The sequence below is a fragment of the Epilithonimonas zeae genome (genome assembly GCF_023278365.1).
Classification (GTDB): domain Bacteria; phylum Bacteroidota; class Bacteroidia; order Flavobacteriales; family Weeksellaceae; genus Epilithonimonas; species Epilithonimonas zeae_A.
The window spans coordinates 674,492-699,221 of sequence record NZ_CP075338.1; the positions used below are offsets into that span (position 1 = coordinate 674,492).

The 24,730-nt window shown below is 34.4% G+C and carries 28 protein-coding genes and 1 pseudogene; 16 read left to right on the plus strand and 13 right to left on the minus strand.

Annotation, left to right across the window (positions count from 1 at the left end):
- Positions 1 to 26 precede the first annotated feature (26 nt).
- The gene (locus tag KI430_RS02755) at positions 27 to 980 is read right to left on the minus strand and encodes a beta-1,6-N-acetylglucosaminyltransferase (protein WP_248876755.1); all 954 of its coding nucleotides are present in this window, start codon (positions 978 to 980) and stop codon (positions 27 to 29) included.
- 381 nt (positions 981 to 1,361) lie between these two features.
- On the opposite strand from KI430_RS02755, the gene KI430_RS02760 reads away from it, so the two are divergent.
- The 3 genes from KI430_RS02760 to KI430_RS02770 all read left to right on the plus strand — a co-directional run bounded on the left by KI430_RS02760 (position 1,362) and on the right by KI430_RS02770 (position 3,382).
- Positions 1,362 to 2,477, plus strand: a complete 1,116-nt coding sequence (locus KI430_RS02760) for a DEAD/DEAH box helicase (protein WP_248876756.1) — start codon at positions 1,362 to 1,364, stop codon at positions 2,475 to 2,477.
- Positions 2,478 to 2,530: 53 nt separating this feature from the next.
- Positions 2,531 to 2,725 carry a cold-shock protein gene (locus KI430_RS02765; protein ID WP_248876757.1) on the plus strand — a complete coding sequence of 65 codons (195 nt, stop codon included), beginning with the start codon at positions 2,531 to 2,533 and terminating at the stop codon, positions 2,723 to 2,725.
- 201 nt (positions 2,726 to 2,926) lie between these two features.
- Complete coding sequence (locus KI430_RS02770) at positions 2,927 to 3,382, plus strand: MaoC family dehydratase (protein ID WP_248876758.1); 456 nt, start codon at positions 2,927 to 2,929, stop codon at positions 3,380 to 3,382.
- Positions 3,383 to 3,418: 36 nt separating this feature from the next.
- Here KI430_RS02770 and arsB read toward each other — a convergent pair whose 3' ends face one another.
- From arsB to KI430_RS18015, 8 genes are all read right to left on the minus strand, one after another.
- Positions 3,419 to 4,447: an ACR3 family arsenite efflux transporter gene (gene arsB / locus KI430_RS02775; RefSeq protein WP_248876759.1), complete on the minus strand. Its 1,029-nt coding sequence runs from the start codon at positions 4,445 to 4,447 to the stop codon at positions 3,419 to 3,421.
- Positions 4,448 to 4,452: 5 nt separating this feature from the next.
- The gene (locus KI430_RS02780; protein WP_248876760.1) at positions 4,453 to 5,064 is read right to left on the minus strand and encodes a protein-tyrosine-phosphatase; all 612 of its coding nucleotides are present in this window, start codon (positions 5,062 to 5,064) and stop codon (positions 4,453 to 4,455) included.
- Between the two features lie 25 nt (positions 5,065 to 5,089).
- Positions 5,090 to 5,581: a GNAT family N-acetyltransferase gene (locus KI430_RS02785; RefSeq protein WP_248876761.1), complete on the minus strand. Its 492-nt coding sequence runs from the start codon at positions 5,579 to 5,581 to the stop codon at positions 5,090 to 5,092.
- Positions 5,582 to 5,595: 14 nt separating this feature from the next.
- Positions 5,596 to 6,060, minus strand: a complete 465-nt coding sequence (locus tag KI430_RS02790; RefSeq protein ID WP_248876762.1) for a DUF6428 family protein — start codon at positions 6,058 to 6,060, stop codon at positions 5,596 to 5,598.
- A gap of 71 nt (positions 6,061 to 6,131) precedes the next feature.
- The gene (locus tag KI430_RS02795; RefSeq protein WP_248876763.1) at positions 6,132 to 6,461 is read right to left on the minus strand and encodes an ArsR/SmtB family transcription factor; all 330 of its coding nucleotides are present in this window, start codon (positions 6,459 to 6,461) and stop codon (positions 6,132 to 6,134) included.
- 98 nt (positions 6,462 to 6,559) lie between these two features.
- Positions 6,560 to 8,827 (minus strand): glycosyltransferase, encoded by a 2,268-nt coding sequence (locus tag KI430_RS02800; protein WP_248876764.1) that lies wholly within the window; start codon positions 8,825 to 8,827, stop codon positions 6,560 to 6,562.
- A 39-nt stretch (positions 8,828 to 8,866) separates the two neighbouring features.
- Entirely contained in the window at positions 8,867 to 9,895 is a 1,029-nt protein-coding gene (locus tag KI430_RS02805) for a pesticidal protein Cry7Aa (protein ID WP_248876765.1), read from the minus strand.
- Positions 9,896 to 10,027, minus strand: coding sequence for a hypothetical protein (locus KI430_RS18015; RefSeq protein ID WP_262494428.1), 132 nt, complete (start codon positions 10,025 to 10,027; stop codon positions 9,896 to 9,898).
- A gap of 165 nt (positions 10,028 to 10,192) precedes the next feature.
- On the opposite strand from KI430_RS18015, the gene KI430_RS02810 reads away from it, so the two are divergent.
- The 5 genes and pseudogenes from KI430_RS02810 to KI430_RS02830 form a co-directional block, all read left to right on the plus strand.
- Positions 10,193 to 10,753, plus strand: a complete 561-nt coding sequence (locus tag KI430_RS02810) for a helix-turn-helix domain-containing protein (protein WP_248876766.1) — start codon at positions 10,193 to 10,195, stop codon at positions 10,751 to 10,753.
- Between the two features lie 103 nt (positions 10,754 to 10,856).
- The gene (locus tag KI430_RS02815) at positions 10,857 to 11,075 is read left to right on the plus strand and encodes a hypothetical protein (RefSeq protein ID WP_105700755.1); all 219 of its coding nucleotides are present in this window, start codon (positions 10,857 to 10,859) and stop codon (positions 11,073 to 11,075) included.
- A 137-nt stretch (positions 11,076 to 11,212) separates the two neighbouring features.
- Positions 11,213 to 11,431, plus strand: coding sequence for a hypothetical protein (locus tag KI430_RS02820; RefSeq protein WP_089859432.1), 219 nt, complete (start codon positions 11,213 to 11,215; stop codon positions 11,429 to 11,431).
- On the plus strand, positions 11,428 to 11,697 hold the full coding sequence (locus KI430_RS02825; RefSeq protein WP_248876767.1) for a heme oxygenase: 270 nt from the start codon (positions 11,428 to 11,430) through the stop codon (positions 11,695 to 11,697). Before KI430_RS02820 ends, KI430_RS02825 begins: the two co-directional genes overlap by 4 nt.
- A 43-nt stretch (positions 11,698 to 11,740) precedes the next feature.
- A pseudogene (locus tag KI430_RS02830) lies at positions 11,741 to 12,238 on the plus strand (ionic transporter y4hA); the annotation flags it as partial.
- A 99-nt stretch (positions 12,239 to 12,337) separates the two neighbouring features.
- Here the strand turns inward: KI430_RS02830 and KI430_RS02835 are convergent.
- A protein-coding gene (locus KI430_RS02835) for an IS3 family transposase (RefSeq protein ID WP_248874265.1) occupies positions 12,338 to 13,512 on the minus strand; the annotation gives its coding sequence in 2 pieces (ribosomal slippage) (positions 12,338 to 13,254 and positions 13,254 to 13,512; 1,176 coding nt in all).
- A 288-nt stretch (positions 13,513 to 13,800) separates the two neighbouring features.
- Between KI430_RS02835 and KI430_RS02840 the strand changes: the two genes are divergently transcribed.
- Positions 13,801 to 14,211 carry a hypothetical protein gene (locus KI430_RS02840; protein WP_248876768.1) on the plus strand — a complete coding sequence of 137 codons (411 nt, stop codon included), beginning with the start codon at positions 13,801 to 13,803 and terminating at the stop codon, positions 14,209 to 14,211.
- Positions 14,212 to 14,463: 252 nt separating this feature from the next.
- Positions 14,464 to 15,638 (plus strand): IS3 family transposase gene (locus KI430_RS02845; protein ID WP_248874265.1). Its coding sequence is split into 2 segments (ribosomal slippage): positions 14,464 to 14,722 and positions 14,722 to 15,638, totalling 1,176 coding nucleotides; the frame shifts between segments, so codons are not numbered across the junction.
- Positions 15,639 to 15,950: 312 nt separating this feature from the next.
- Here KI430_RS02845 and ligD read toward each other — a convergent pair.
- The 3 genes from ligD to KI430_RS02860 form a co-directional block, all read right to left on the minus strand.
- Positions 15,951 to 17,813 (minus strand): DNA ligase D, encoded by a 1,863-nt coding sequence (gene ligD / locus KI430_RS02850; protein WP_248876769.1) that lies wholly within the window; start codon positions 17,811 to 17,813, stop codon positions 15,951 to 15,953.
- A gap of 65 nt (positions 17,814 to 17,878) precedes the next feature.
- Positions 17,879 to 18,490 (minus strand): DNA polymerase ligase N-terminal domain-containing protein, encoded by a 612-nt coding sequence (locus KI430_RS02855; RefSeq protein WP_248876770.1) that lies wholly within the window; start codon positions 18,488 to 18,490, stop codon positions 17,879 to 17,881.
- A gap of 60 nt (positions 18,491 to 18,550) precedes the next feature.
- The gene (locus tag KI430_RS02860; RefSeq protein ID WP_248876771.1) at positions 18,551 to 19,330 is read right to left on the minus strand and encodes a Ku protein; all 780 of its coding nucleotides are present in this window, start codon (positions 19,328 to 19,330) and stop codon (positions 18,551 to 18,553) included.
- Between the two features lie 167 nt (positions 19,331 to 19,497).
- On the opposite strand from KI430_RS02860, the gene KI430_RS02865 reads away from it, so the two are divergent.
- The 6 genes from KI430_RS02865 to KI430_RS02890 all read left to right on the plus strand — a co-directional run bounded on the left by KI430_RS02865 (position 19,498) and on the right by KI430_RS02890 (position 24,726).
- Positions 19,498 to 19,734 (plus strand): hypothetical protein, encoded by a 237-nt coding sequence (locus KI430_RS02865; RefSeq protein WP_248876772.1) that lies wholly within the window; start codon positions 19,498 to 19,500, stop codon positions 19,732 to 19,734.
- A 203-nt stretch (positions 19,735 to 19,937) separates the two neighbouring features.
- The gene (locus KI430_RS02870; RefSeq protein WP_248876773.1) at positions 19,938 to 20,537 is read left to right on the plus strand and encodes a Crp/Fnr family transcriptional regulator; all 600 of its coding nucleotides are present in this window, start codon (positions 19,938 to 19,940) and stop codon (positions 20,535 to 20,537) included.
- An 87-nt stretch (positions 20,538 to 20,624) separates the two neighbouring features.
- Complete coding sequence (locus KI430_RS02875; RefSeq protein ID WP_248876774.1) at positions 20,625 to 21,896, plus strand: NAD(P)/FAD-dependent oxidoreductase; 1,272 nt, start codon at positions 20,625 to 20,627, stop codon at positions 21,894 to 21,896.
- 18 nt (positions 21,897 to 21,914) lie between these two features.
- Entirely contained in the window at positions 21,915 to 22,088 is a 174-nt protein-coding gene (locus tag KI430_RS02880; protein WP_248876775.1) for a hypothetical protein, read from the plus strand.
- A gap of 83 nt (positions 22,089 to 22,171) precedes the next feature.
- Positions 22,172 to 22,402 carry a hypothetical protein gene (locus tag KI430_RS02885; protein ID WP_248876776.1) on the plus strand — a complete coding sequence of 77 codons (231 nt, stop codon included), beginning with the start codon at positions 22,172 to 22,174 and terminating at the stop codon, positions 22,400 to 22,402.
- A gap of 179 nt (positions 22,403 to 22,581) precedes the next feature.
- Positions 22,582 to 24,726 carry a catalase gene (locus KI430_RS02890; RefSeq protein ID WP_248876777.1) on the plus strand — a complete coding sequence of 715 codons (2,145 nt, stop codon included), beginning with the start codon at positions 22,582 to 22,584 and terminating at the stop codon, positions 24,724 to 24,726.
- Positions 24,727 to 24,730: the final 4 nt, after the last annotated feature.

A 24,730-nucleotide genomic window follows, 5' to 3' on the forward strand; every position in this document is an offset into this window, starting at 1 on the left:
TACAAGGCATTATAGGTTTAAAAATATTAAGACCATTTATCATCGTGCTCATTTCTTTTAATCTCTCTATTTATCTCGTCCACGTATGGTAATGGAAGCAGATATGTTTCATCAATATATTTTAAAATAGTTTGATTGGTGTCATTATCAATCTTTCTGATAAAAAGCTGATTCCTTTTTTTTAATGATTCAATAAAAGAAGTATGGTAAGAATTTTTATTAAAGATTATTTTTTCAATAGATGCCCTTTTATCATCATTTACCACAATATCTTTAAAAACAGTATTCATAAGAACCGTCTGAAAAAATGATTCTGCCGGTAAAAGTGTATGCAGGTAATAATCTTCAAAGTCCATCACCCGTTTATTGTTGGTCAAAAAAGAACAGGTTTCTCTTGTGAAAATAAACCATTTGCCTCCGATGTACGGTGTTACCCCTTCCATAAATGTTCTTCTATAAATTAATGAAGATATTTTATGGCTTAATTCGGTAAAATGATTCTGTATTCTCTTAAGCGTATCAGGTCTGTAAAATTTTTGGTCGTAATAGAACAAATAATTCCTGCCGTTATTAGCGGTAAGAAACTGACGAATAATATTCTGCGACTTTAACGGATAATCTTCGCCACTTAAGTTGATGAAATAATCCCATTCCGCGGTTACATTGAGTAAATATTCCATAGCATTGAGCTCTGCCTGAATAATACTGAAGCCTCCTGCCACAATATTCATACTCTCAAGAATATAGACATTGGGAAAATGGATGAGATATTGTTGAATTTCCTCCGTAAACTCTTCTTTGGCTTTTCTGTCTATATGAATCAGATAAAACTGATCACGGGTGTAGATTTTCTCAAACATTGCCTTAAAAACATCGGGTTTATGATGGATCATGATAAAATAAGCAATTCGGATCTGAGAATACGTTGGACTGTCTGACTTTCTTGTAAGGGGCTGGATTTGGGATGCTAAAGTTTGCATAGGCTGGAATTTTAAAATCATCCGCACTTTGCAAACAATTAGATTATGTGCGTAAGCTACGAATATATTTTTGATAATCAGTTAATTATATTGTATTGTTATTGGGTTGTTTTATTATACATTTGCAAAGTATCAATAAAAAAGGTTCCTGCCTCTGCTACTCTGCAATAATTTAAATCAGATTTTTATCATTCAGTTTTGCTTTTTCAGATTCCCGATTGTCAACTGATTTCTGTAAGGAAGGCTTTTATTTTTTAGCTTTCAATACGGAAAAAGTTTAAAGTAATGAAAAGCATATGGAATTAGTATTAATTCTTACCAATACAAATAATTCATTAAAAATGCACCTGCCGGAAAAAAGATCGGAAACTGCAAAAATTTATGATTAGTTTCAGGAATCTACAATTAATTAACCCCATAATCCGAGCGATTACAGAGTCGGGATATTCCCAACCTACTGAGATACAGAATGCTATAATTCCAAGTGTTTTAAAAAGAAAAGATGTTCTGGCTTCTGCACCCAAAGGAAGTGGAAAAAAATTAGCTTTTACGGTGCCGATATTACAATTGTTGGGAAGAAACCCTACTGAGCACACTAATATCCGGGTACTGATCATTGTTCCTACAGACGAAATCGGAGCTCAGACCGAAGAAAAGATTAAACAGTGCAGTAAATATCTTTCTCTTTTAACATTTAGAATTAATGATGAAAAGTCAGTTGAAAGTCAGCTTGCTGCCTTCAGAAAGAGAATAGATATATTAATTGCAACTCCCGAAGGACTTTTAGAGATTGCGAAAAAAAGACCTATCAATTTTTTAAAATTAGAAATTCTGGTTTTATATGATGCAGATAAAATGATTGAGAAAACATCAATCAACAGAATAAAAAATATTCAGAAACTAATTCCTAATCATATACAAGCTTTAATCTTTTGTACAGAAACTTCAGATTATCTAAAAAAATCTGTTTCTTCTTTTCTCAGAAATCCAGTAGAGATTGCGATAAACGCTAGGTCGGCATCAATAAAAAATATCTCGCAGTATGTATATTTTATTGAAAAAAGAGATAAGTCAGAGTTTTTGATTGATTTTCTCAGAAAAAGCAATATAAAAGGATTTATGGTTTTTACGCGCAGCAAATACATAGCCGATGAGTTGGTACAGCAGCTGGAAAATGCCGGTGTCAATATTGGATGGATTCATGGGAACAGATCAAATGCTGTGAGGAATAATGTAGTGGATGATTTCAAAAGCGGAAAAATTCAGGCTTTAGTCACTACAGATATTGCAGCAAAGGGAATCGATCTGGATAAGATATTTCATATCATCAACTTCGATCTTCCGGCTATTCCTCAAATGTATATACAAAGGATTGAAAGGATACGAAGGTTAGGAAGTGACGGTTCTTTAATATCATTCTGTACCGCAGATGAACACATGGATTTAAAAAATATCCAGAGTCTGATAGGTTTTACGATGCCTGTCGGTACATTTTAAAAATAAAGCTGTAAAGTTTACAGATTATACATACAATTTTAATAATAATTACAATGCAACAAGGCACAGTAAAGTTTTTCAATGAAGCAAAAGGCTTCGGATTTATTTCTCCTGCAGATGGGAGTAAGGACGTATTTGTACATTCTTCAGGGTTGGTTACAGGATCTATCCGTGAAAATGATAAAGTGAATTTTAATATTCAACAAGGCGACAGAGGTTTAAATGCTGTCAATGTGAAATTAGCATAAGGTGAAACGACTTCATGCTTACAAAAGTTAAAGCTTTTTTTCTCATCTTTAGTAGATTAGACTGTTTTTAATATTTGTTTGAATGAAATAGGGATATAACTACATCCGTTTTTTTCACGTTCATCCAACCTCTTGCAATTTTGCGAGAGGTTTTTAAATGATTTAATAGTACAATACTTTAATCTATTATTTTTATATAAAATGATTATTATCAACAATTTTGACGAATATAAATTGCTGGAGGGAACTATGGTCGGAGCATCATCTTGGCATAGGATCGATCAGAACCAAATTAACCTTTTTGCAGATGCCACTTTGGATCATCAGTGGATTCATACCGATGAAAAGAAAGCAGCAGAAGAAAGTCCCTATCATTCTACCATTGCCCATGGCTATTTAACACTTTCGTTGATTCCTTATCTCTGGAAGCAGATTGCTGAGGTCAGAAACATCAGTATGGAAATCAATTACGGAATAGAAATTTTTAGATTTGGCCAACCGGTAAAAGCTAATGATGAAGTAAGTCTTGAGGCAACTATTAAAACGGTAAACAATCTTAAAGGAACCATAAAAGTAGTGGTGGGCGCTAAACTGGTTATCAAAAACCAGGCAAAACCAGCTTATACGGGAGATGTGGTGTTTCTATATCATTTTTAGAAGGAAGGTAAATGTAAGTAGACCATAAGTGATATATTAATAATACTTTTTCTTCAACCACAAACTCGCCTTTACCAATAAGATAAGCACAGGAACTTCCACTAATGGTCCTATAACTCCTACGAAAGCCTGCGGAGAATCGATTCCGAAAACGGCTATTGCTACAGCTATCGCTAATTCAAAGTTGTTCCCTGTAGCGGTAAATGCGATTGAGGCATTTTTATCATAGGGGATATTTAAAGATTTATTGATAAAGAAGCTGACAAAAAACATCATTAAAAAATAGATAACCAACGGTACGGCAACTTTTATCACATCCATTGGCAGCTCCAATATTTTGTCTCCTTTCAGACTAAACATTATTACAATGGTAAATAGTAAAGCATACAATGTAACAGGTGATATTCTTGGAACAAATTTTCTATTATACCATTCTATACCTTTTGATTTGATAAGATAGTAACGACTTAGAAAGCCTGCCAAAAATGGAATCCCTAAATAAATCAATACACTTTCTGTAACATCTTTCATTGATACCGTTACGTTGAAGTTGGCCAGTCCTAATTTACCTGGCAATACATTGATGAACAGCCAAACTAAAAAGCTGTAAGAAACCACCTGAAAGATACTGTTCATTGCAACCAGCATAGCAGTGTATTCTCTGTTTGCTTTAGCTAAATCACTCCAAACGATAACCATTGCAATGCATCTCGCCAGGCCTATCAATATCAGGCCTGTCATATAATCGGGTTCATTTCTTAGAAATAAAACGGCTAATCCGAACATCAGCACCGTGCCGACAAACCAATTGAGAAATAATGAAAGACCTATTACTTTTTTATCTTTGAAAGCTTGGGGTAATAATGAATAATCAACTTTTGCCAAAGGTGGGTACATCATCAAAATAAGACCAACTGCCAATGGAATATTTGTCGTTCCTACGGACATTGCATTTGTAATTTGTGAAATTGAAGGAAAGAAATATCCTAAGCCTATACCTGCTACAATTGCAAGGAATATCCATAAGGTAAGGTAGCGGTCAAGAAATTTTAGCTTTGGTTGCATAAAAACTATTTTTTTATCTTAGAGAAAACGTAGAACATTTCAGAAGCAATATGCAAACTTCTTTCTGCATATACCAGTGGCTGCTGCGCTGTGTTATCGGAGATTTTAGGATCTTCGAATGTGATAGGGATTCTTTTCTCTGCTCCTGCTATGAAAGGACAACCACCGTCTGCTTGTGAACAGGTCAGAATTGCGGCAAAACCGGATGTAGGATTGAACGCACTATCATATCTTTTTGAAAATCCAATTATAGGTAACGAATCATCATTGTACTTGATAACATATACAGGGTTATTTTCATCCGCAATTTTGAAAATATTAAAGCCTTGATTTACGAGTGTCTCAGCCACTTTCGGAAATAGTGCTGTTTCTTCCGTACCTCCCGAATAACAATGTACATTTGGAATATTAAAATAGGCAGCTCCAACTTGCGCCCAGATTTGTGAGAGGTGGCTTCTGCGTGAATTATGGGTACAAATGAAATTGATGTTAATATCTTTTCCTTCATCCATTTTTTGCTGTACAAAATCAATTAATGGCTGCAATGTGATTTTTCTCTCCTCACTAATGCTTTGATGTTGCAATTGCTGTATAGTATTGGTTAATTCTGGATACATAGTCTTTATTTAAGCTTTATTCTTATTAATCTATTCCGATATTTTTGCTTCTACGTTCCATAAGGACGTTATCTTTCCAAATCCCATTTTTCTTACCGATCTTTTCTCGGTAACCTACTAATCGGAATCCGCATTTCTCGTGTAGCTTGATACTGCTTTCATTTTCAGCGAATATACCGGACTGTAATGTCCATATCCCGTTTTCTTCGCTTTGTTGGATTAATTCTGTCAAAAGAGTTTTTCCGATTCCTTTACCTCGTGCATCCGTTGCAACATAAACGCTTACTTCAGCTAAACCCGAATAGACACATCGGCTTGAAACCGGTGTCAAAGCGGTCCATCCCAACATTTTATTGTTATTAAAAATGCTGATTCTACAAAAATCGAGATGTGTTTTATCCCATTCCTCCCATTGTGGAGAATCGTTCTGAAAAGTAGCTATATTGGTTGCTAATCCCTGTTTGTAGATTTCTATGACTTCCGAAAAATTGTCTTTAGTTATAGGTCTGATTTCCATTATGCATTCTTTTTTTAGCAACAGCCCGAATTAGGAGTACAGCACGAAGTATTCAAATCAGAAAGTTTGACATTTTGTTTTCCTTCAGGAATTCCGCAAGCCTCATTAGCCAGACAAGCAGTTTGTTTATTTTTTAGAACAAAATTATTTCCGTTAAAATCCAAATCATATTTTCCGATGGTCGTGCTTTGATATTCAACTTCTATCTCTGAATCTTCGATTCCCAGTTTGTCTTCGCATAGTGATATGATATCAAGAAGTTTGGTAGGCTTCAATCTATGTTCAAAGTCGTTCGCATTCCACAATTGAAAATTGACAACCTTTTCTCTTCTTGTATTACCACCACAGTCTATGAAATGTTTTGTAATAACTCCTATTTCTGTAACGTGAAAATGCTCAGGAACAAATTTCCCGTTCTCTAACTGAAATTCTACATTGTTCAATGTTGGTAAGATTTCTTTGATTTTTGATAGCTTCATAATAATTAATATTTAGGTTGTTTTAATTTTATATTGCAATATGACGATAATAAAAACTATAAAAAAAGTTTTTAGCAGCATTGCCCAACTTTTACATCCTGTTCAAAAAACTGATTAAGCAATCCCTGAACCTCTTTCCATTTTTTATCTTCAATACAATAGCAAACAGATTTTCCTTCAATAGTCCCTTGAATAATCCCGATACTTTTCAATTCTTTCAAATGTTGCGAGATGGTTGCTTGCGCTAATCCTAACTCGTCTACCAAATCATTACAGATACAAGCTTTCTGATTAATGATGTGTTGCAGAATTGCAATTCTGGCAGGATGCGCCAAAACTTTGAAAAGAGAAGCCAGGTTATTTTGCTCGGCTGTGAATATTTCTGTTTTAGTAAGTCCCATAATTAATATTTTAATATTGCAATATTACGATATTGTTTTGAATTTGAAATTTTTTTAATTAAATTTTTCTGTCAACCAAAAATTAATATCCCAATTAATTAATTAGTAAAACAAAGCCTTGCCATCAGATAACTGACGGTAGATTCTGCACCCTGATTGAGATTTACATTTTTTTCCTCAATTCCGTCGTAGCAACCTCCTGTTGCAGGGTTGTAAACGATCTGATTCAAATGATTTTTTCCCAAAAACCAGTTAAAAGAATTCTGCATCATTTGTAAATATTTTTCATCATTAAAAGTTTTGTAAAATAATGATAATGCCAAAACCGTGTAAGCAACATCGATAGGCTGTTCTCCGCCAATTGGAGTATCATTTTCTGTGTTTTTTTTTTGCATCCAACCTTTATTGGAAATTACTTTTATACTATTATCAATCATAATTTTAGATAGTAAAAACCCGAAAGATTCTTCCGCAATTTGTTTGTAAATCTCATCTTTTGTTGAAATCCACGCGTACAGTAAAGCTTCCGGTAATACGCTGTTTCCGTAAGTCAGATAATTCTCAAACCAATGCCAATCGTCTTTTGCTTCGTGTTGATACATTTTCACTAGACGATTCGCTAATCCTTTTAATAAGGGAAAATTTTTTTCTGAATTTTGATAATGCAATCCTTTAATAATAAAAGCCATTGCTCTTGTAGAATGGATTTTTTCTGCCCGGATAAGATTTTTTTGAATGATTTTCTCTGCAGTTTCGGAAAACTCCTGCGGCAAAATTTCTTTTAATGAAATCAAATAGCCTAATGCCCAGATTGCTCTTCCGTTGGAGTCTTCAAGATTAGTTTCATAGTTTTGACTAGTGAATTGTTTTTGTTTATTTACATAATTCAGAAAACTTCCGTCTTTTTGCTGGCAAAATTTAATAAAGTTTAAATAAATTGAAATTAATTGCAGATCTGCTTTGTCTTTATTGATTTGAAAATGCCTGCAAATAGCAATCATCGCCCGCGCGTTGTCATCCAGTGTGTAACCTGAATTGATATCTGGTTTACTGATCTTTGAAAACTGAATCATCCCGAAATCGGTTGTCATATTTTGAATATGCCCAAGATTGATTTCCGGTAGAGTATAATTGAGTTCTGTTTTATTATTTTTAAATTTCTGAAATAACAGAGCGTGTAAGATAGATGAATTTTCCCAAGCCGTTGGAGCCATTTTTTCGAGTGATTTTGAACGTAAATTTTCCCGTTTGCTTTCATTTTCTAATAATGTGTTTACAGCAACAGATAACTGCTCCGGAGCTTCAAAATCAATAATAATTCCGGTCTCTTCCTTTAAAACTTCCAAAGCGTGTGGAATTGGAGTGGAAACAACGGCGCATCCACAGCTGATTGCATAGGAAAATGTGCCGCTCACTGCCTGATTTCTGTCTTTTGACGTGAAAAGATAAACATCGGTAAGCTGAAGATATTCTAGTAATTCCGGGAGTGGCAGATAATCATTGATAAAACGGATGTTGTTTTCCAGATGAAGTTTACAAGTGAGATCTTCTAAAAAATCACGATATTTTTCGCCTTCGTGCCTTACTATGGCAGGATGTGTTTTGCCAAGAATTAAAAAAATAACATCAGGATTTTTAGCAATGATTTCCGGTAAGGCTTTCAGTGTCGTTTCAATATTTTTTCCCGAACTTAATAATCCGAAAGTTGAAAGAACCTTTTTGTTTTTAAGATTATACTTTTCTTTCAGAGCAATTTTGTCTGTGAATGGCAAAAGGTGTGTTCCGTGGGGTATTACCGTAATTTTATCGAAAGGAATTTCATAATCATTCGAAAGAATTTCCGCAGAAATACTAGTCATTACAACAAGAGATTTTGCAAAACCGGCGATTTCTTTCACCTTTTCCTTTAGCTCTTTATCAGGTTTTGGCAGAACAGTGTGAAAAGTGATAATAACATCTTTTTTTAAGTTCTTGAGAAAAAGATACAAACCATTTCGGGTTTCATTAAAAAAGCCGAATTCGTGTTGAAGCATCACCAACTCAACTGTATCGTTTTTATTGATCTTTGCCGCCAATTCCAAATAAGAAACGGCATCTGAGATATTTAATTTATACTCGGTATATTCATTATACTCATAATTTTCCTCTTCTGTTTCTATCGGGCAAATCATCGCATTGAATGATTCTCCGAATTTCGAATGAAGAGATTTTATAAGATCCTGTGTATAAGTGGCAATTCCGCATACCTTTGGAGGAAAAGTGCTTACAAAGACAATGTTGGTTTTATTATAGGTTTTGTGCTTTTTGTCATTATAAGATTGTCTAATTGCTTTATCCTCCACGTCTGAATTAATATTTTTATTCATTTTTAATTTTTTCTTTAACCATATTCTGCCTAATCATCTTTATACAGCGTACATCATTAATTCTTTCAAGAGTTTTGAAATATTGAGTGATGCAACAGCTATTCTTTCGTCTGCAGCTCCATAATAGATATACAGTCTGTCATTTTCTACAATGGTTCCTGTCGGGAAACAGACATTGTTGACTTCACCCTTCAGTTCCCATTCTTCTTCGGGTTTGAAAAGCGGATAGGGAAGTCGGGAAATTTCTTTTTCCGGGTTTTCAAGATCCAATAAAGCTGCACAGGCGTTGTAAACATAACCGTTAATGGTATCATAAACACCGTGATAAATCATTAGCCAGCCGTATTCTGTTTCTATTGGCGGACATCCGCCTCCGATATAACTTGATTCGTGATCATATTTCGGAGATAAAAGAATATGGTCTTTAAAATGTGAAAAGTAATCCTGCCAGAAATCAGAATTGAGATCTTCGATATTTTTTACGCTGACGATCTGAATTTCAGGTCTTATCCTGTGAATGAAATAAAATTTATCGTTTATTTTTCTGGGGAAGAAAATCAGATTTTTATCCCATAAAAAGATGGGGTCACTGTCAGGATGATTGATTTGAAATTCATTGTATCTTCTATATTTATCAGGGATTGAACCCTCTGATTCCGATAAAAGCTTAAACTCTTTATAAGAAATTTTCGGAACAATAATTTTTTTGTTTTTAAAGTATTTAAGATCGTTTGAAGTCGTTAATGTTCCTAAGGCATTGATGCCGTCATAACTTGTATAGGTCAGATAAAATACATCATCTATTTTTACAATTCGGGGATCTTCTACACCGTGTTTTTCGTATTCAGATTCAGGAACAATGATTGGCGTATCTGACCGTTTTTCTACCGTAAGCGGATCTGACAATATACAATGCCCGACAGTTGAAAAATTACCTTTGGCAACAGCGCGGTAAAATAAATGTATTTTGCCATTTTCCTTAATAACAGCAGGATTCAGAACTCCTTCGTTTTCAAAATTTAAGTCGGTTTTTCTGAGTATAATTCCTTCTTTTTTTATTTCTACCATTTAGGTTGTTGCGTTGCGACTTTCATTTTCTTTGTCTTTCCTTTTGTTTTGTTTGTCTTCCCGCTTCTCTTTTAGTGATTTTGCCGCAGGTGTTTTATCTGTTTTTTTCTTTGTATCCTTTTCTTTTGCCATTTTAAAATATTTTTATTGTATGTAAAGGTCATCCATTAAAAAAAGAAAGGTTTGTAATAGTCTTTCAATTTGTTACATAAATCATAGATATTAAAATTTAAAGGACTAACTTTGAAAGAGTGGCTGTCAACATATAGATTGACAAACTCTAAATACGGTAGGATAATGAAGTTATATATAAAATATATGGTAAGCCTGCGCTGCAAAATGGTGGTTCATCAGGAGCTTGAAAAACTGAATATAAGAAATGCCGTAGTAGACCTTGGACTTGTAGAAATATTGGATGATATTACGGATGAACAGCGACAGCTGTTAAAAGAAAATCTCCTCAAAACCGGACTTGAGTTATTGGATGATAAAAAAAGCATTCTGATCGAAAAAATAAAAAATGCAGTCACAGAAATGATCCATTATTCCGAATCTCTTCCTAAAGAAAATTTCTCAGATTATATCAGTGAAAAGCTTGGCTACGATTACACTTACCTTGCCAATACATTTTCTGAAGTGAAAGGTATGACTTTGCAGCACTTTATCATTATCAATAAAGTGGAAAGGGTAAAAGAGCTCCTTTTGTATGATGAACTCAATCTTACTGAAATCTCTTATAAACTCAATTACAGCAGTGTTGCGCATCTTTCCAATCAGTTTAAAAAAATAACAGGACTTTCTCCTTCTTTCTACAAACAGCTGAAGCAAAAACGGCTGAAAAATTTAGAAGACTTATAAAAAGTGTGATATATGCAAATCTACTTTCGAAATGTATAACAGGATAAGATTAAAATATATCACCTTTGGCTTGTAATAATTCTGTTACATATAAATTCGAATTATGAATACAAGTCACAATAAAGCTAATGAGGCTTTTAAAATTACAGGAGATTGGAAAGAACAATCGAAACAATTAAAAGAAAAATTTTCACAGCTTAAAGATTCAGATTTAGTGCTTGAAAAAGGAAAAGAAAATGAATTGCTGGGAAGATTAGAAAATAAACTAAGCAAAAGCCGTGAAGAGGTTATTAAGATTCTTAATAATACTCAACTTTCATAATGAGCATATTAAATCCAGAGAAATAGTACATATGTTTTGATGGATTTAATAGAAAAAGGGGCAGGTGCTTTTAAAGCCCTGTCCTTTTTTATTTGAAAATATCCTACTATGTTATGCTCCATTTAAATAAAAAAAATATGAGACCACCGGATAATTTACAGAATCTTACAAGAAAGATTTTTAAAGTGACGGGTAAAATTCAGTCTTCACATCCAGAATTGTATTTCCTGTTGAATGAAACGCCTCTGTTTATGTCTATAAATCAGGAAGATATTACGGTTCAGGATCTAAAGCAATATCTTTCGTCTATTAGAATGCAGCTTGTTACCTTTGAGAAAGAAAAAATAAAAAAATGAAAACAATTATATTATATAAATTTAAAAACTCTGTCACGCAGAAAATGCCTCTTCTGAAAGAAAAAAGTCTGCTTAGTTCACTTAATGATCTGATGGCAATTGATCTTCTGGATACAGAAATATTAACGGAATATACAGTGGATGTTCCAGACGATTTTAATTTTGAATACCACAGCGATGAAGAATTGTTAGAATTATGCAAGACTTCTAAAAGTTTTGTTGATTATCATTTTGTAACAACTTTGAACGACTATGATGTTATCTGATTTTACGAACCAAAGTTTTCAATCATCAGATAATTAAAATGATATGAAAAAAAAGATCTACCTTTTAGGCTGGACGATAATTGTTCCCATATTGGCTTGGATAGCCTATTTGCTGCATTATTCGCTAACGGGGCATTTATATTCTTTAATCCTTACATTCTTTCTTATAGGAGCCGTATTAGCGGCGGTTTACCATTCGGAAATCATTGCTTATCGGGTAGGCGAGCCTTATGGAACATTACTTTTGGCTTTTGCGATAACCGTGATAGAAGTTTCTCTTATTATTTCGATAATGCTGAGTTCAAAAGGTTTGGAAACAATCAGTCTTGCGAGAGATACGGTCTTTGCTGCTGTGATGATTATTCTTACAGGGATTATCGGTATTTGTATTGTCGTTGGATCAATACGTTATAAACAACAGGTTTTTACGCTGCAGGGTGTGAGTACCGCAATGATTACACTTGTTGTGATTGTTGTATTTATACTTATTCTTCCAAATTACACGACAAGTCACAGCGAAGGAGAATATACTTCATTGCAATTGATCTTTATTTCTGTTATCTGTTTGTTATTATATATAGGTTTTACAATGGTTCAAACCATCAGACACTGGATATGCAAACAAAATTTCCAGTATAAGTTAAGCTACATTTTGATAAATTTTGTTTTGATTGTTAAACTCTTCAATAGTTTGATAATTCAAGGCACTGTGGCGTCTTTTTTTGTTGTACCATATTTCAATATATTCAAATATTTCCAGCTCCATTTTTTCTTTTGTAATAAGCTTGTTTCCATAAATCAGTTCTGTTTTCAAAGATTTGAAAAAGCTCTCTGCCACAGCGTTATCCCAACAATTTCCTCTCCGGCTCATGCTTCTTGTAACTCCATAAAATTCCAGAGTATTTGCAAATTTTCTGCTTGCATATTGAACGCCTCTGTCGCTATGAAAAATTAGACTTTCCCCTATTTTTCTGTTTTTGACAGCCATTTTCCAGGCAGAAAGACTTGTCTCTTCGGTGCTCATTCCGTTGCTTAAACTCCATCCAATGATTTTCCGATCATACAAATCAATCACTGTTGTCAAGTACAAAAATCCTTCTTTGGTTTGAATGTAGGTAATATCAGAAACCCAAACTTGCGCAGGTTTTTCGGCTATAAAATTCCTGTCCAGCACATTTTCTACCACCAAATAATTGTGTTTAGAGTTTGTAGTCACTTTAAATTTCTTGCTCAGTTTACTTCGCAGTCCAAGCTCTTTCATATATTTAGCCACTGTGACTCGGGATATTTTGTAACCCAAGGAATTTAGCTCAGACGTAATCCTAGGGCTGCCATAGCGCTGTTTTGATGAAAAATATATTGAAGTGATTTGCTGTTTTATTTTTTCCTTCAAAAGCAATTTCTTGCTGCAAGGCCTGTTTTTCCATTTGTAATAACCACTGGAACATAGTTTTAAAACATTGCACATCTTTTCAATCGGGAAAATAGATTCATTATTTTTTATGAATTTATATTTCAGCGACCGCTCTTGGAGAAGATGCCGATTGCTTTTTTTAATATATCTCGTTCTAATTCTGCATCCTTCAACTTTTTTTCCAGCTCATGAATCTTTTCCTGTTCGGGTGTCAGTTTCAGTTTTCCATTCCCTGGAAAACTTCTTTCTCCAAATTCTTCGTACTCCTTACGCCATTTGTAAAGCAGCGTGACTGCGATTCCCAGCTCCCTTGCGAGTTCTGACACATTAGTTCGTTCTTTGCTTAGCTCAACAGCTTTGGTTTTAAAAGCAGGATCGTAGATTTTTCGCTCTCCTTTCATAGGTTAAAATTAAGGTTTTATGCTTAACTTTAACTGGAAGCTAAATTAGTACATCCAAACAAAGAGTTTGACGAAATGGAAGACTATTTTAGTCAGTTTCCGATTTTTAAAAATTTAGTTGCGCTAGTAACAGACGAAATTCAAGTAAAAAAGTATGCTAAACCGAGCTTGTAAGCTTACCGATTTAAAACGGGGCTGATTGCTTCGATCGAATGTTTTCCGAAGTGTCGAGACATCGATGCTAAAATCCTCAACACAAAGCCAAATAAAGTTATTTGTTAAAATAAGATGAATTTTGAAAAGTTAAACATAGATATTTCTTATCCGCAACGAATAGAAATAATAATTGAATTTTTATTGAAAATATTAGGTAAATACAATGGTTTGGGCAATTTGGATAAAACCTGGGACGACAACATAATGCCAATTATTAATCAATCAATAACTGAGAGCGGAGCTTACATAAAAAAAAGTAAATTAGAGATAACCAGAAAATCAGTCAAAGAAAAACTTTCTTATAACTTATCACTGATTGTTAATGCTCTTTCTTTAAATCTTAGTTGCATTAAAGATGATTTGACAAAGCATAATTTTCAAACTAGTTTACGCATTATTAGAGTATATGAAAATGGAAATCTTGAGACACTATATGCTGATACTTATTATATAGACAAACATTATATAGACAAACAATATTAAAATGTTTAGTTATCAGATTATTTAATGAATTTATTCTCGTTAATAAAAATATTGAAGTAACTAAGAAAATTAATTTTGAAAGATCAGAAAGCTGATCGGCTAGTAGTTCTAATTGTTCTTTGCATTTCAATCTGATATGAAGTAATCCGAAATGGAATTATATATCGTAAATAACATTTTATGAGATAATGAATGTGGATGTACTAATTTAGCTTCCAGTTAAAGTTAAGCATAAAACCTTAATTTTAACCTATGAAAGGAGAGCGAAAAATCTACGATCCTGCTTTTAAAACCAAAGCTGTTGAGCTAAGCAAAGAACGAACTAATGTGTCAGAACTCGCAAGGGAGCTGGGAATCGCAGTCACGCTGCTTTACAAATGGCGTAAGGAGTACGAAGAATTTGGAGAAAGAAGTTTTCCAGGGAATGGAAAACTGAAACTGACACCCGAACAGGAAAAGATTCATGAGCTGGAAAAAAAGTTGAAGGATGCAGAATTAGAACGAGATATATTAAAAAAAGCAATCGGCATCTTCTCCAAGAGCGGTCGCTGAAATATAAATTCATAAAAAATAATGAATCTATTTTCCCGATTGAAAAGATGTGCAATGTTTTAAAACTATGTTCCAGTGGTTATTACAAATGGAAAAACAGGCCTTGCAGCAAGAAATTGCTTTTGAAGGAAAAAATAAAACAGCAAATCACTTCAATATATTTTTCATCAAAACAGCGCTATGGCAGCCCTAGGATTACGTCTGAGCTAAATTCCTTGGGTTACAAAATATCCCGAGTCACAGTGGCTAAATATATGAAAGAGCTTGGACTGCGAAGTAAACTGAGCAAGAAATTTAAAGTGACTACAAACTCTAAACACAATTATTTGGTGGTAGAAAATGTGCTGGACAGGAATTTTATAGCCGAAAAACCTGCGCAAGTTTGGGTTTCTGATATTACCTACATTCAAACCAAAGAAGGATTTTTGTACTTGACAACAGTGATTGATTTGTATGATCGGAAAATCATTGGATGGAGTTTAAGCAACGGAATGAGCACCGAAGAGACAAGTCTTTCTGCCTGGAAAATGGCTGTCAAAAACAGAAAAATAGGGGAAAGTCTAATTTTTCATAGCGACAGAGGCGTTCAATATGCAAGCAGAAAATTTGCAAATACTCTGGAATTTTATGGAGTTACAAGAAGCATGAGCCGGAGAGGAAATTGTTGGGATAACGCTGTGGCAGAGAGCTTTTTCAAATCTTTGAAAACAGAACTGATTTATGGAAACAAGCTTATTACAAAAGAAAAAATGGAGCTGGAAATATTTGAATATATTGAAATATGGTACAACAAAAAAAGACGCCACAGTGCCTTGAATTATCAAACTATTGAAGAGTTTAACAATCAAAACAAAATTTATCAAAATGTAGCTTAACTTATACTGGAAATTTTGTTTGCATATCCAATGATGAGAGTTTAGCGAGTTTATCCAAATCTTCAACAAAAATGTTCGGAAAATGTACCTCTGCGGTCACAATTTATTTTTTTAAATCAAAAATGCCAGATAGCAACAAGCTATCTGGCATTTTATTTGGGTAATTAATATGCATTATTAATTTATGTTCATTCCGAATAAAAAATTCGAAGAAATTAAGATCATCCATCAGTCAAAGAAACAGATAAATTTCAGACTTCTTCTAATGATAGTTTTAAGGCTAAGACATGTGAAAAACGATCTAAATGATGATTAAGCATCCAGTTTCTTAATCACTTTCAACATATCAACACCTTTTCCCAAAATGGGTTTAAAAAGATCACCTTTTTCTTTCAATCTTTCCAAAGAATTATAAATAGTAAAATCAGTGAGTTTCAATCCATTTTTTACTTCTTCCCATTCCAAAGGCATCGAAACGGTTGCTCCTTTTTTTGGTCTCAAGCTGTAAACACTTGCCAAAGTTTGCCCACGACGGTTTTGGAGATAATCGAGATAGATTTTATTCTTATTGCGTTTCTGTAGACTTCTTTCCAGTGTTGTCAAATCCGGTAATTTCTGCTGAACCATTTGCATCAGAAGGTGTCCAAAATCCTTGACTTGATCATAAGAATATTTGGCATTCATAGGAATATAAATGTGGATTCCAGAACTTCCTGAAGTTTTGGGATAACCTTCAATTTCTGCTAAATCCAAAACTTCTTTCACAGCCTGAGCCGTTTCTATTACGTCTTCAAAAGTATTTTTTTCAGAAGGATCAAGGTCAAGAACCAAGTAATCCGGATTGTCTGCTTTTTGGATTTTACTTGTCCAGATATTCAACTCAATACATCCGAGATTGTTGAGATAGGCTAAGGTTTCTTTATCATTACAGATGATGTAATTGATATATTTATCTGAACTTTCTGAGAAAACTTTTTGTGTTTCTATCCAATCGGGTGTTTCTTCAGAAGCATCTTTTTGGAAAAAACTCATTCCATCGATTCCATTGGGATAGCGGTTCATAGATTGTGGCCGATTTTTCAAATGTGGAAGAATGTATTTTGAAATGCTTTGATAATAATCAATCACATCACCTTTTGTCACGTCATCGTCGGGAAAATAGATTTTATTTTGATTCGTCAGCTTCAATTCCTGTTTTCCAATTTTCTTTATCAAATCCTCTTTTCCTGCTCTTTTTTTAGGTTCAGCTTTTTTCATAATTTCTTTTTTTAATTGATTTTCAGAACTGAATTCAACATCTTTTGGTTCAATATCATCACGAAGCCTAAGAAAAATGGGATGACGATAAACGTGGTCTTTGGTGAGTTCTGTAAATTTAATTTCGGCAATTAATTCGGGGTTTATCCAAGTCGCTTTGGTATTGGTTTTTGGAGTGATTTTGAAAACAGATTTCGAAGTGATAAGCGGTTGCATCTTGTCATACATTTCAGAAAGTGACTTTTCATTAAAACCACCTCCGGTATGACCACAAAAAACCATTTCACCATTGAGATATTTTCCTAAAATCAAAGCGCCAAATTTTTTCCGTGAGCCTTTTGGGTCGGTAAATCCACAAATAATGGCTTCATCACTTTTATGGATTTTGATTTTCAGCCATTCCGAACTTCTTAGGTTTTCTTTGTAAAGACTTTCGGTTTTTTTTGCAACAATCCCCTCCAATCCCAAATCTTTTGCGGCTTGGAAAAATTCTTTTCCGTTTTCCAAAATATGGTCACTGTATTTGAGGATTTCATTTTCCACCAAAGCGTCTTTTAATAATTCTTTTCTTTGCAGATAAGAAAGATTTTCGGTTGAATGGCCGTTAAGCCATAACAAATCAAAAACCTGAAAAGTCAAGGCCAGATTTGGATTGTCACCAATTTGTTGAAGCCATTGGAAATTAGGCTTTCCTTTGTCATCATAAGCAACAATTTCCCCATCAAGAACCATATTGTGTTCCTGCAACTTGAGCGAATTGGTAACTTTTTTAAATTTCTGAGAAAAATCGATTCCGTTTCTGGAGTACAATCGGATTTCGTCTTTGCTCAAATCTGCAATAGCACGATAACCGTCCCATTTGATTTCGAACGCCCAGTCTTTATCATCAAAGGCTTTGTCGGAGACTTTGCAAAGCATCGGCTTAATGAATTCCGAAAGCTTTTTTGCACCCGAAAGAGCAGGTGCATAATTCTTAAAGGACTTTATTCCTTCGGATGCGTTATTTTTTTTTTACCGTCTTTCTCAGCGAGATAAGCAGTTACTTTAGAAGTTTTGAGCGTGTGTTCTTCAGCATCATAATCATCTTCCACAGCGTATTTATCTTTATGTTTAATCAGTAGCCAAGCGTTGTCATCCTTAGGATTTTTAATTTTAACCAATGCAAATTCGCCTTTCAGCTTTTTACCGTGGAGAATAAATTTTAAAGATTGTTTATGTAATTCTGCCCGCATTACCAAATCATCACTTTTTCCAGATACCTTTTCAATCGGCTCATAAGTTCCTTCATCCCAAATCTCTACTTCGCCAGCACCATAATTACCTTTCGGAATAGAACCTTCGAAAGTTCTGTAAGAATAAGGATGATCTTCCACCATCATCGCTAATCTCTTGTCAGAAGGATTAAGTGACGGACCTTTCGGAACCGCCCAGCTTTTCAGAACACCTTCCATCTCTAAACGGAAATCATAGTGAAGCCTAGAAGCTGCATGTCTCTGAATCACGAATTTCAATTTCTTTCCACTCGCTTTTTCTTTTCCTTCTGGTTCAGCTGTTTGCTTGAAATTCCGTTTTTTATTATAATCCTCGAGTGCCATAATATATAAATGATAATTGATGAATGATAGTTGATTTTTTTTCTTTTTTCTTAGGTGTTCCTAACCAACTTTTTTCTTTCCTTTCTCCAAACTGGCTTTCAGCATTGCCATCAAATCAGTTGTCTTACCTTCCGGTTCTTTCACTTCTGCCAGCTTGATTTTTTTGCCTTTTGCTTTTTGCTTGATGATTTTAAGAAGATCCGCATTGTAAGTATCTTTATATTTTGATGGATCAAATTCTGTTGCAAGAGATTTTATAAGCTGTTCCGCCATTTTCAATTCGGCTGGTTTTGGAGCGCTTCCGGAAGGGATTTTCAGATCTTCAAAAGTTCGCATCTCCTCAGGATAACGCATTCTGTTGACCATTAGGATTTTATCTTCGTAAGGTCTTATCAGGCAAAGAATTTCCCTTTCTCTCAAAACAAAAGAACCAATTCCTGCCATTTTTGTTTTGATTAAAGATTTTAATAATAATTTATAAGCCGCTTCACCGTTTTTCTGAGGTTCAAGAAAGTAAGGCGTTTCAAAAAGCGCTGTATCCACTTCAGATTCTTTGACGAATTGATTGATACTAAGAATCTTTGATTTCTCAGGACTTGCCGCAGCAAAATCCTCGTCTTCCAAAACGATATATTTGTCCTCTATTTTAAAGCCTTTCACAATATTTTCCCAAACCACTTCTTTTCCCGTATTAGCATTCACTCTTTTGAATTTGATATTACTCAAATCTTTGCTGTCCAGCATATCCAAATCCAATGTGCTAGAGTCTGTCGCCGAATATAATTTGATAGGAATATTTACAAGTCCAAAACCGATGGCGCCGTTCCAAATTGCTCTCATATTGATGATTTTGATTTGATATTAATAATGCAAAATAATTATCTACTTTCTACAATAAATATTCCATAAGTTGATTATCAATAAAATTTAATTGATTTAATTATGATTCAAATCATAAACTACTTATATGCTTCTCTCTAACTTTGGTCTTACCAAAATAAAATTTTATGAAAAAGTTAATCTTTGTCTCGGTAATCGGACTTGTGTTCAGTTGCAAAGACAACAAATCTCAAGAGAACTATAGGTCAGATTCTCTTTCCGTAGCTAATGACCAAAATGATTCTTTGGTCACCTCTTCTTCAATAGATAACACTGCGACTCCAGACAGCAGCAATCTCAATTCCAGCACAACAACTCCAATTGACAGTCTTTCCACAAGAAAAGATTCTGTGAGAAGACGTTAGTTGAAAATAAGATTTTTTTCAATCCGATAGATCATAGCCTTATTAATAATATTTAATGAGGTTATTTTTACGTGTTTGTATATAATTGATTATCAATTTATTGGAATGGTTTTTGTTTTTCTTTCAAAAATGAACTACAACCTTTATTATCATATTTTTCGTGTTTTTAAGAAGATGTAAACTTTTAAGTAAAATCATTAATTATGGTCATAGAAGAGTTAATTTTAGAATCGCTGGGAGCTGACACAGAACATCACGCTGCAGGCAATACGATTTTTTCGGAAGGCAGTACGCCAAATTATTATTTTCAAATCGTAGAGGGCGAAGTTAAACTTAACAATTATAGTGAGGATGGTAAAGAAACGATTCAAGATATTTTAGGAAAAGGACAAAGCTTTGGAGAATCTATGTTGTTCACAGATAATTCGTATCCTGTGAATGCCATAGCCTTGTCATCTTGTAAAATTCTGAAATTACCTAAACAAAAATTTTTAGAATTGTTGGAGAAACATCCTGAGAATTATTTGGATACAATAAAAAGTATTTCAAACTCTATGTATTTCAGGTATGTGATGGGACAATATCTCAGTTCTCAAAATCCTGTTTCTAAACTCCGAACTTTTATGGATTATCTGAAGGGTATGCAGACAGATTGTAGAGAACCTTACTCCTTCCAGATTCCATTGACAAGACAACAAATGGCGAGTTTTACTGGATTGTGTGTAGAAACTACTATCCGAACTTTGAAGGTGATGGAAAAAAATAAAATTGTGAAAATCAAAAATCATAAGGTTCTTTATTAAGTTTAAAATGGATTTTAGTTTTATCAATAGTCCATAATGAATCTTGTATAAGGCCAATTATTGTGAAATCAAACGATAATATTTAATATGAAAAATCGTCAGACAGTTGTAATTATAGGTGGTGGATTTGCTGGAGTTGAGTTAGCTGAGCGACTTCTAAAGGCTGATATCGATGTACACGTCGTATTAGTTGATAAAAATAATTATAATTTTTTTCCACCTTTATTATACCAAGTTGCCACAGGATTTTTGGATGTTTCTAATATCAGTTATCCGTTCAGAAAGCATTTCAGGTCAGCTGACAGATTTTCTTTCATTATGGGAAGTCTGGAAGGAATTATTCCTGAAGAAAACAAAATTATCTTGAATAGTGGAGAAATATCCTACACGAAACTGATTCTCGCAACCGGAACTGTCACGAACTATTTCGGAATTGAAAGCATTCAAAAAAATGCACTTCCAATGAAAACCGTTACGGATGCTATTAATCTTAAAAATACATTACTGGAAAGGCTGGAAAAAGCTTCTAAAACGGATGACGAAAATCTAAGAAAAAAACTGACGACTTTCGTTATAGCCGGAGGCGGTCCAACGGGTGTAGAAGTGGCAGGAATGCTGAGTGAGCTGAGAAAAAATATTTTGTTTAAGGATTATCCTGAACTAAAAAAAATAGCATTTGACATTTATTTAGTCGATGGTTTGCCTAATATTTTGGCGCCGATGAGCAAAGAATCGCAGCAATATGCACAGAAAACTTTAGAAAAAAGTGGTGTAATTATTAAGCTGGGACAAAATGTAAAAAATTATGTTGATGGCGTTGTTCATCTTGCAGACGGAACTTTTATAGCCAGTGAAAATCTGATTTGGACTGCTGGCGTAACTGCTCAAAAATTTAAAGGTTTGCCAGATGAGTTTTATGGCAAAGGGAACAGACTGATGGTCAATTCTTTTAATGAACTGATTGGAATAAAAAATATCTACGCTATTGGTGATACGTCTCTGATGACTTCTGACCCTCATTTTCCACAAGGTCATCCACAGCTGGCTCAGGTGGCTCTGCAACAAGGCAGATTATTGGCAAAAAATATTATAAACGAAAACCGAGGAAAAGACAAAAAATCATTCACCTATAATGATAAAGGTTCAATGGCAATTATCAAAAGGAATAGGGCAGTTGCAGACCTTCCCGCTCCATTCAAACATTTTAATGGATTCTTCGCCTGGCTGATTTGGATATTTGTTCACTTGATGTCGCTCATTAATGTCAGAAACAAAATTACAACTTTCTTCAACTGGCTGAATTCCTACATCACCAAAGACCAGCCATTGCGAATGATAATTGACCCATCCAAAAAGTAATTCAAATAACCATTAATTATGTTCATAAAAGTCTATACATCCGTCAACAATTTTATTTTGGTTAATGTCAACCATATTGTTTATATCAACCCGAGTAATGCTAATCGCGGATGCGCGCTCATTCTTGATACAGGTGTCCGGCTGGATTCTATAGAAGATTATGATGTTTTATTACAGCAAATGATGTATTAAATAAAATCTATGACTCAAATCATAAACCAGCCATAATCTTCTGGCTAACTTTGAAAATACCAAATACCAAAAAATAAATTATTATGAAAAAATTATTTTTAATCTTCGCTACGGGATTACTGTTTAGTTGTAACAGCAATAAATCTTCTGAAAACTCAGAATCTGTATCAATCGACAGTACATCTATGGATACTCAAACTTCTTCATCTATGAACAGCGACACTACAACAGTTTCATCTGGAGCTACCGGAACAACATCTTCTCCAACAGATAGTACTTCTACATCCAATCGGGATTCAGTGAGAGTACGCTAAGCCGAATTAATTACATTAACTCTACATATTTCTAAAGTGAAGTATGTTGACTTGTTTTAATAATTTTTTTCCTAATTATTGATATCAGGAATCAATCCTGATATCAATTCTTTCTATCAATCTCATTCAATGATTTTTGTGAGAAAGGAAAAGTATACCCATTTACCAAAATTTGCAATATGAAAAACGATAAAAATTTTAAAAATATAAAACTGAACCAGCTTCAAAATCACACAACGGATAATACAGATGAAAAACTCACGACCAACCAAGGTCTGAAAATCAACAACAATCAGGACTCTCTCAAAGCGGGAGAGCGAGGTCCGAGTTTATTGGAAGATTTCATTCTGAGAGAAAAAATTACACATTTTGACCACGAAAGGATTCCGGAAAGAATTGTCCACGCCAGAGGTTCCGGCGCACACGGTGTTTTCAAACTGAATCAAAGTCTGGAAAAATATACAAAAGCCAAATTCCTGACAGAAGTTGGAAAAGAAACACCGGTTTTTGTAAGATTTTCTACCGTTGCAGGATTCAGAGGAAGTACAGACTTGGCCAGAGATGTGAGAGGATTTGCGGTTAAATTTTATACTGAGGAAGGTAATTATGACTTGGTTGCGAACAATATGCCCGTGTTTTTTATTCAGGATGCAATTAAATTTCCAGATTTGGTACACGCTGTGAAACCGGAACCGGATACAGAAATTCCACAAGCTTCTTCGGCGCACGATACTTTTTGGGATTTTATTTCATTGATGCCGGAAAGCATGCATATGATTATGTGGCTGATGAGCGATAGGGCAATTCCTAGAAGTTACCGAATGATGGAAGGTTTTGGCGTTCATTCTTTTAAGTTTATAAATAGTGAAGGCGATTCTCATTTTGTGAAGTTTCATTTCAAGCCGAAGTTGGGTATCCATTCTGTTGCTTGGGATGAGGCGACAAAGATTTCGGGTAAAGATCCGGATTTTCATAGGAGAGACCTTTGGGAAGCGATAGAAAGCGGGGCTTTTCCGGAGTGGGATTTTGGCGTACAATTGATTCCGGAAGAGAATGAGCATGATTTCGATTTTGACCTTCTCGATCCGACTAAGATTGTTCCTGAAGAATTGGTTCCTGTTCAACTAATAGGAACTTTAACCCTTAATAAAAACCCGGACAATTTCTTTGCTGAAACAGAGCAAGTGGCTTTCCATCCGGGACATTTAGTTCCTGGAATCGATTTCAGTAATGATCCACTATTACAAGGCCGATTATTTTCCTATACTGATACTCAGTTATCGCGATTGGGTTCACCAAATTTCCACGAGATTCCAATCAACAGATCAATCAATACAGTTCATAATAACCAGCGAGATGGACATATGCGTCAGCAAATTGTTAAAGGTAAAGTTAGCTACGAACCGAATTCTATCGGTGGCGGATGTCCTTTCCAGGCAATGATGAAAGACGGCGGATTCACATCGCAGGCAGAACGTGTGGACGGAAACAAAGTCCGTGCGAGAAGCCAAAGTTTTGTAGATCATTATTCTCAAGCCAAATTATTTTACAACAGTCAATCTGAGCCGGAAAAAGTTCACCTTCAAAATGCATTAATATTTGAATTGTCCAAAGTGACGATTCCAGCCATCAGAGAAAGATTAGTTGGTCAGTTGTTATTCATCAACAAAGATTTAGCTTCAACTGTTGCTAAAAAAGTAGGTGTTGATGTAATTAAACTGAAACAACCGAACGCCAGTATTCCCGCAGATGCCGATCCAAAAACTTTACAGAGCAAGGAAAGAGAGCCAAACTTTCCAAGTTCCGAAGCTTTGAGTATGGCTAATACGGTAAAAGATACCATTAAAAGCAGAGTTGTAGGTTTTATTATGGAAAATGGTGTCAATGGAAAAGAAGTAAGTCAATTACAATCCAAATTAGAGAAAGAAGGTGCGATGGTTCAGATAATTTCTGGTAGTCTTGCACACATAAAAGCGGATGATGGAACGGTTTACGAACCAAAGCATACTTTGACCAATACAGCCAGTGTTTGCTTCGATGCTTTATATCTCTGTGGTGGAAAAGAATCAGCTAAAAATCTACTGAATCCGGAAAACAAGGCAGGAACATTACTTTTTGTGAATGAAGCTTACAAACATTGTAAGGCAATTTATTTTGGTTCTGATACAGACCAGATTTATATCGAAAGTAATATCAGTCTGAAACAGCACGAAGACTCTGCTATTGTACACGCTACGGAAAAAGATAGCGATAATCTCTTCATAAAAGCTGTTGCCAATCACAGGGTTTGGGAGTTTGAACAGCAAAGAAATAATCCTGCTTAAAGTA